Here is a 6,156-nt window from a genome sequence, read left to right on the forward strand (position 1 = left end):
AGTTAGGAAAGAATAGTGTGAAAAGAAAAAATCCAGTTATTCGGAATCGAATAACCAGATTTGGCAAAATTATCGAAGTAGTTGTAATACTCCCTGTGGAGCTTGATTCGCTTGTGCGAGCATAGCTTGAGATGCTTGTGCGAGGATGGAATTCTTAGTTTGTTCCATCATCTCCTTCGCCATATCGACGTCTCTAATACGGGATTCCGCTGCAGTTAGGTTTTCAGAAGAAGTGTTTAAATTGTTAATTGTATGCTCAAGTCGGTTTTGAACAGCCCCAAGTTTAGAACGCTCACCAGAAACCTTATCAATTGCTGCTTGGAGACTTTCAATTGCCATGTCAGCACCCTCTTGTGTGCTAATGTCTAGTTCACTAACCTCAAGTGTTGCAGCATCCATCTTACCAATTTCAAGATTAATGTTTTGCCCCTTGTTAGCTCCAATATGGAAAGTGAATCCTTCTTCGACAGAGCCATCAAGAAGTTTTTGGGTATTAAACTCAGTTTGATTAGAAATACGGTCAATTTCTTCATTTAATTGTGACAGTTCTTTCTGTAATTCCGCACGATCTGAATTTGTATTCGTATCGTTCGCAGATTGCACCGCCAATTCACGCATACGTTGAAGAATTGAATGTGTTTCATTCAATGCACCTTCAGCCGTTTGAATCAAAGAAATACCGTCCTGAGCATTTTTAGAAGCCATATCCAGTCCCTTAACTTGTGCTCTCATTTTCTCTGAAATTGCTAGCCCAGCAGCATCATCACCAGCACGGTTGATACGCATACCAGAAGCCAATTTCTCCATTGATTTAGATTGTGCGTTTGAAGCAGCACCCAATTGACGATGCGTGTTCAACGCTGCGATATTGTGATTGATAATCATAGTATATTTTCCTCCTTGAATGTGCCAGCCACGTCCTTGTGGATGGTTGTTCTTGTGTTTTCACGGAGTTGAGGATCGGCCGCGCTCCTCTCATCCGCTTCACTTATAATATCGTCATGATTCGGGAAAGTTTAATGGTTTTTGTTAATTTTTCTATCTTTTTTTGTAATTTTTTGGGAGTCGATAGCTGTTCTTTGTAGAATTTTTTATAGGCAACAAAAAAACTGCCAATGAACACCATTAACAGTTTCATTTCATGTACTATTCTTTTTTCGCCTTCGCCAAGACACCAAACAGATTTCCCACACCAGCGGATGCTGCTGCATTCTCCTGCTGGATTTCTGCCCAAATTTCCTTCCGGTGAATTTCCACATTTTTTGGAGCGTTGATACCAATTTTGACTTGGTCGCCTTTGACTTGAGTGATGGTGATTTCGATGTCATCACCGATTTGAATGGATTCGCCTTTTTTTCTTGTTAGTACGAGCATCGAATCACCCCTCTACCACTTCGCCGAAGAGTGGCGTTTTGGTTTTGTAGTTTTCTTGATTGAGAATCACTTGCTTAGCATGACTAGTCTTCACATTCATAATAATTGGCGCTTGTAAATTAGCAGTTGTTTTTTCAAATGGATCTTGCACCGTTAAGATTACAAAGGCACTGACATCTTGATCACTTTCAATATTCAACAGTTCAATGGTGTTCTCATCTAATGAAAAAGTATAATCTTTAAAAAAGCTATATGGATCAGCAATAACAAAGGCTAGTTCTGGTGTTTTTACTGATTGCAAGACTGAAACCGAGTCCATCTCTGGTAATGGCAATAAAGTGAATTGTTTTTCATCTTGGAAACCGGGGATCCCTTTTTCAAAAATAAGAATTGATTCTTTCTGGATGTCGATTTCGCCATGGTATTTCGTTTGGATGTTCATCTTTCACACTCCTATTTTACAAGATCAATTTTCAAGTGGTTTCTTTGTGCTAACTGAATTTGTACATCTCCCGGTGAATAGTTCATGATAGGTTTTCGGATCGTTGCATCAATCCTTGGTTTTCTTGGTTGGAATTGAATATCTACACGTCCAGGTTGATAATGCGTTTTAACCGCAAAAGGGGATGGGATCCACGTAATATTCACCTCTGGCATAGGTGGATTCGCTTGGCGTCTCGCTTGCTCCACATAAGCGTTTTGCCCATTCTGAATCGCAATCATTTCATCGCCTTCCTGGGCTACCCGGGCAATGCCTTCCATTACTTTTTGATTTCCCTTCACCGCATTTTCCTTTACTGCTTTAAACGTACTCTTTAGATTCATTTCTTCCCAAGCTTGCGACTGATCAATCGTTAACTTTCCTGGGGTGGTTCGCATTTTCAGATCAGCTCGTGGTTGCTCAATCTGTAAATCCGCTTTTGGCTGTTGGATTGATTGTCTTGCCGTCACCGTCTGAATCGCAATTTTTGCTTGGTGTGATTCCAGTTGAATCTGTGGGATTCGCATACCGTTTCCCCTTTCTATGAAAAAGGGATGTCCTTATAAAGACCATCCCTTTTCCTCTAAACTACCTATAACGGATCTAGTTCCAGCGCCCTTTTGGTGCCTTCCTACGATAAGTCAACATCAGCTCGCCTCAGGCTCACTGTGTTTCCTTTATCTCAGGCCAACAGGAGGTTGGTCACAAAGGCGCTGCGCCAGGACGGCGCGTCTTTAGCCTTTGAACTCTATTATCCAATTTTGTACGTCGCTAAACGGACGCTTGACCCTTTCTTATTATCTTAAAAAGTCCATCAAGGTCGGTTGAATAATCCGTGCGCCAATCGACATGGCTGCCCGATGGACTGCCTCTTGGGCTTTAAAGTCCATGACAACTTTTTCGAATTCAACATCTTCATTATCAGACATAATACGGTTAGCGATAACCTCTTGATTATCAATCCGATCCTCCATAAAATCAAGTCGATTCGTCCGGGCTCCTAATTCCGCTCTCCCAGATAGCATTTTATCACTACTTGCATCTAGATCATCCAAAAAACCATTTAAATCAGTTTCGCCCTCTTTTAAAGCTGTTTCCAAACGATCAAGCACAGCAAATACGCTTGTCTCTCCAGTCCCAAATACAGCTTCCCCTTGCATATTGACAGGTACTTTAATCCCCTTTGCTAATTCAAACTCGACATCATCTGAATTAAATTCAATTGTGTCCCCGTCCACAGGTGCAGTTAAAGTGTCTGTTCCATTAAAAATATACTTATCACCAACTTTGGAATTAGCGATGGTTTTGATATGTTCTTTTAACTGGGCAACTTCCTCAGCTACAGACTTAAGTTGACTTTCATCATACGTATCGTTGCTGACTTGAACGGTTAATTCACGGATCCGCTCCATTGCTTTGCTCGCTTCTCCGATCGCAGAATCCGTTGTCTCTACCCAGTTCCGTGCTTCTGTAAAATTGCGTTTGAACTGCTCAATCTCGGTCACATTTGTCCGATAGAACATCCCCTTCATCGCCACAACTGGATCATCAGATGGGCGGGAAATCTTCTTCTGTGTTTGCGCTTGTTCAAATAATTTATCTAATCGCGAATAGCTTTGATTAATGTTGTACATAACATTATTGGCAATCATGCCTTCTGTTACACGCATTCAATATCCCCCCTTATCTCCCTACCATACCCATGCCATTAATAATTTTATCCAGCATTTCGTCAATCGCCGAGATCATTCTCGCAGAGGCTGAGTAGGCATGTTGAAATTGAATCAAATTTGAGAACTCTTCGTCTAAAGATACCTCACTGACCGAACGGCGATTTTTATCAATCGATTGGAGGAGCACAGTCGTATTGTATTCCATGCGATTCGCTTGCTGACCTTTTACCGCCATCTCTCCAATTACTCCTTCATAAAAAGATTGGAGTGTGCCTGATTTAATATCTAAATCGGTCAGTTCGGGCAACTCTTCCATACTGCCTTCACGAATCACCCAATTTTTCATATCCGCTAGCCTTAAGGCATTTTCACCGTTTCCGCTCTCCTTACCAGCTAAAGCAGCGGCCACTTTATCGGGATCTTTTAAAAGGACACTGATTGCGGCAGCTGCACCTTCATATGTATCACCTACAGCAAAAAAGTCTTCCCCTGTCTCCTCGTTTAGGTCGACTCCACCTTTATGTACTTCATTAAACACTTTCGCAAAGGTAAAGGCATATTTATCAAGATTTTCGAGCATTTCGGGATAGTCATCATTATATGCTTTGAATAAAGCAGCTAGTTCTCCATTACCTTCACCAAGTGTGTTGTAGGAAAGTTCTTTTTCACCTAAATAGAGTTCTCCCGTTCCTTCTTTCCATTCCATTGAACGGGCCCCTTGTTCATCAACAAGAAGTGTCTTTTCACCATTAATCATAGCGTAGACTTTCTTTCCTCCCTCAGCAATGGCCAATGTATTTCCGCCATTTGCCACCGTTTCAGTTGAGATAGGTAGATAGCTTGCGAGTTCATCTAATAATTGATCTCTGGCATCATATAAATCATTTGGTAAATAACCATGCGGTTCTACCTCACTGATTTGCTCATTGATGGCCGCAATATCTCGTGTAAGTGCATTAACTCTCGTAACTGTTAAGTCCATCTCTTTTTTAATATCGTTCCGCACCGTCGTCAGGGAAGAATGTAAATATCGAAAGGTTTCCGCCACAGAGCGAGCCCGTTGCAAAACAACCCTTCTCGCCCCTTCATTTTCTGCATTAGTACTCAAGTCTTGCAGGGATTGCCAAAACTGTGTCATTGCGGCCGAAAGACCATTATCACTAGGCTCATTCATAATATCTTCCATTTGCTTGATGGAATTAGACATCGACTCATAGAAACCTAATTGATTTCTCTCACCTCGATATTGACTATCAATAAATGTATCGCGAATCCGCTGAATTGAACCATCTTGTACACCTGTCCCTAATTGTCCAGGGATTTGTGGTCGATTCATCGATCCAGCTGGATATGGCGTCGTTTGTTCAAAATTAACACGTTGCCGTGAATAACCAGGTGTGTTCTTATTCGCAATATTATGGCCGGTGACATATATGGCGCTTTGTTGCGAATACATACCACTTTTGGCTGTTTCCAGCCCCATAAAAGTAGAACGCATGGAAGCTCCTCCTTTAGATAGAAATTGTTCATAATAGTTTCATTATGCTTGGGAATCAAACATTGATCGATTGCTTTCTGAATAGGGATTGGCTTTTCCTTGCTCTTTTGTGTAGTTGGGAACTTCTTGTTCCGGTGCCAGCATATCCAGATTCATATTCAAAAACTGTAAAGAGTATTGCAGGAGTTGCTGGTTTAAACTATTCACATTTTGGAGCTCACCTAACACATCAATAAGTGTGCTTTGTAATTCAGACAATTTTTCCTGATCCGCATCATCTAGTTCTTTTAAAATCTCGGAAACGGTTGTCTCTTTTTGATTGGTTATTAGCAAGGACGCCTTTTCCCTTTTTTGATCTGCAACTTGAATGGCCGTTAGAATCTTTTGTTCTTCACGGAGCATTTGTGATAATGCTTCTATATCATTTTTTTGCAAAACCTCAGTCTTCTCGATCGTCAACGTCAGTAGCTGTCGATGGAGAGCAAGCAAATTTTCCATAGATTCAATGAGTGTCTGAGACGACATTCGTACGTCACTTCCTAATTTAAGTGTAGATATTGATTAATAACCCTTCAATTTCTCCGACAAGACTTAGAATATTAAGCCCGGATTTTTCCTTATCAAGGACAGTATTTGCCAAATCGATCAGCTTCTTGTCCACGTCTTTAACAATTTTATAGACTTTTGTCCGGCCGCGCCAGTCAAGCCCACGCTGCTCCTTTAGCTGCAGTCCATTGTTTACTGCATCCTCCATGAATGATTTCACAAGTTGTTTATACTTTTTAAAATCCTCGATGGTTTGTGATTTGGCAAGTTTCTGCCCTTGCGCCTCAATATCTTGGCGCATCTGATCCATCCGCTCATAGACAATTTGTTCTCGTCCCTTCGTCATCATCTCAGAAAAACGAACAGACTCCGTTGCTTGTTCTATCTTCTTTTGAACTTGATGGATCCCCGTCTTTTCAACTCTGCGTACATCCATGAATATCACTCCGCCTAGTGTAATACTAATGTCCCCGTTTTAATTCCAATCTTGCTTCGGAAGATCTAATCTCCTCTGAGTTATGAGTTTCTTCCATGAGTTATGGGTTTCTTCCATGAGTTATGGGTTTCTTCCATGAGTTATGGGT

8 protein-coding genes are annotated in these 6,156 nt (G+C 41.2%); all 8 read right to left on the bottom strand.

Going from position 1 to position 6,156, the window contains the following annotated elements:
• Positions 1–69 precede the first annotated feature (69 nt).
• On the bottom strand, positions 70–885 hold the full coding sequence (gene hag / locus IPU53_RS04175; RefSeq protein WP_207448032.1) for a flagellin Hag: 816 nt from the start codon (positions 883–885) through the stop codon (positions 70–72).
• A gap of 261 nt (positions 886–1,146) precedes the next feature.
• The gene (gene csrA, locus IPU53_RS04180; protein WP_207448034.1) at positions 1,147–1,374 is read right to left on the bottom strand and encodes a carbon storage regulator CsrA; all 228 of its coding nucleotides are present in this window, start codon (positions 1,372–1,374) and stop codon (positions 1,147–1,149) included.
• A 4-nt stretch (positions 1,375–1,378) separates the two neighbouring features.
• Positions 1,379–1,816: a flagellar assembly protein FliW gene (fliW, locus tag IPU53_RS04185; protein WP_207448036.1), complete on the bottom strand. Its 438-nt coding sequence runs from the start codon at positions 1,814–1,816 to the stop codon at positions 1,379–1,381.
• An 11-nt stretch (positions 1,817–1,827) separates the two neighbouring features.
• Positions 1,828–2,382 (bottom strand): DUF6470 family protein, encoded by a 555-nt coding sequence (locus IPU53_RS04190; protein WP_207448038.1) that lies wholly within the window; start codon positions 2,380–2,382, stop codon positions 1,828–1,830.
• A 270-nt stretch (positions 2,383–2,652) separates the two neighbouring features.
• Complete coding sequence (flgL, locus tag IPU53_RS04195) at positions 2,653–3,525, bottom strand: flagellar hook-associated protein FlgL (protein ID WP_207448040.1); 873 nt, start codon at positions 3,523–3,525, stop codon at positions 2,653–2,655.
• Between the two features lie 13 nt (positions 3,526–3,538).
• Positions 3,539–5,026, bottom strand: a complete 1,488-nt coding sequence (flgK, locus tag IPU53_RS04200) for a flagellar hook-associated protein FlgK (protein WP_207448042.1) — start codon at positions 5,024–5,026, stop codon at positions 3,539–3,541.
• A gap of 42 nt (positions 5,027–5,068) precedes the next feature.
• Entirely contained in the window at positions 5,069–5,551 is a 483-nt protein-coding gene (locus tag IPU53_RS04205) for a flagellar protein FlgN (protein ID WP_207448044.1), read from the bottom strand.
• A 19-nt stretch (positions 5,552–5,570) separates the two neighbouring features.
• Complete coding sequence (locus tag IPU53_RS04210; protein WP_207448046.1) at positions 5,571–6,008, bottom strand: YaaR family protein; 438 nt, start codon at positions 6,006–6,008, stop codon at positions 5,571–5,573.
• Positions 6,009–6,156 lie beyond the last annotated feature (148 nt).

It is taken from the genome of Bacillus sp. SD088 (assembly GCF_017355205.1).
Taxonomy (GTDB): Bacteria; Bacillota; Bacilli; order Bacillales; family Bacillaceae_C; genus Lederbergia.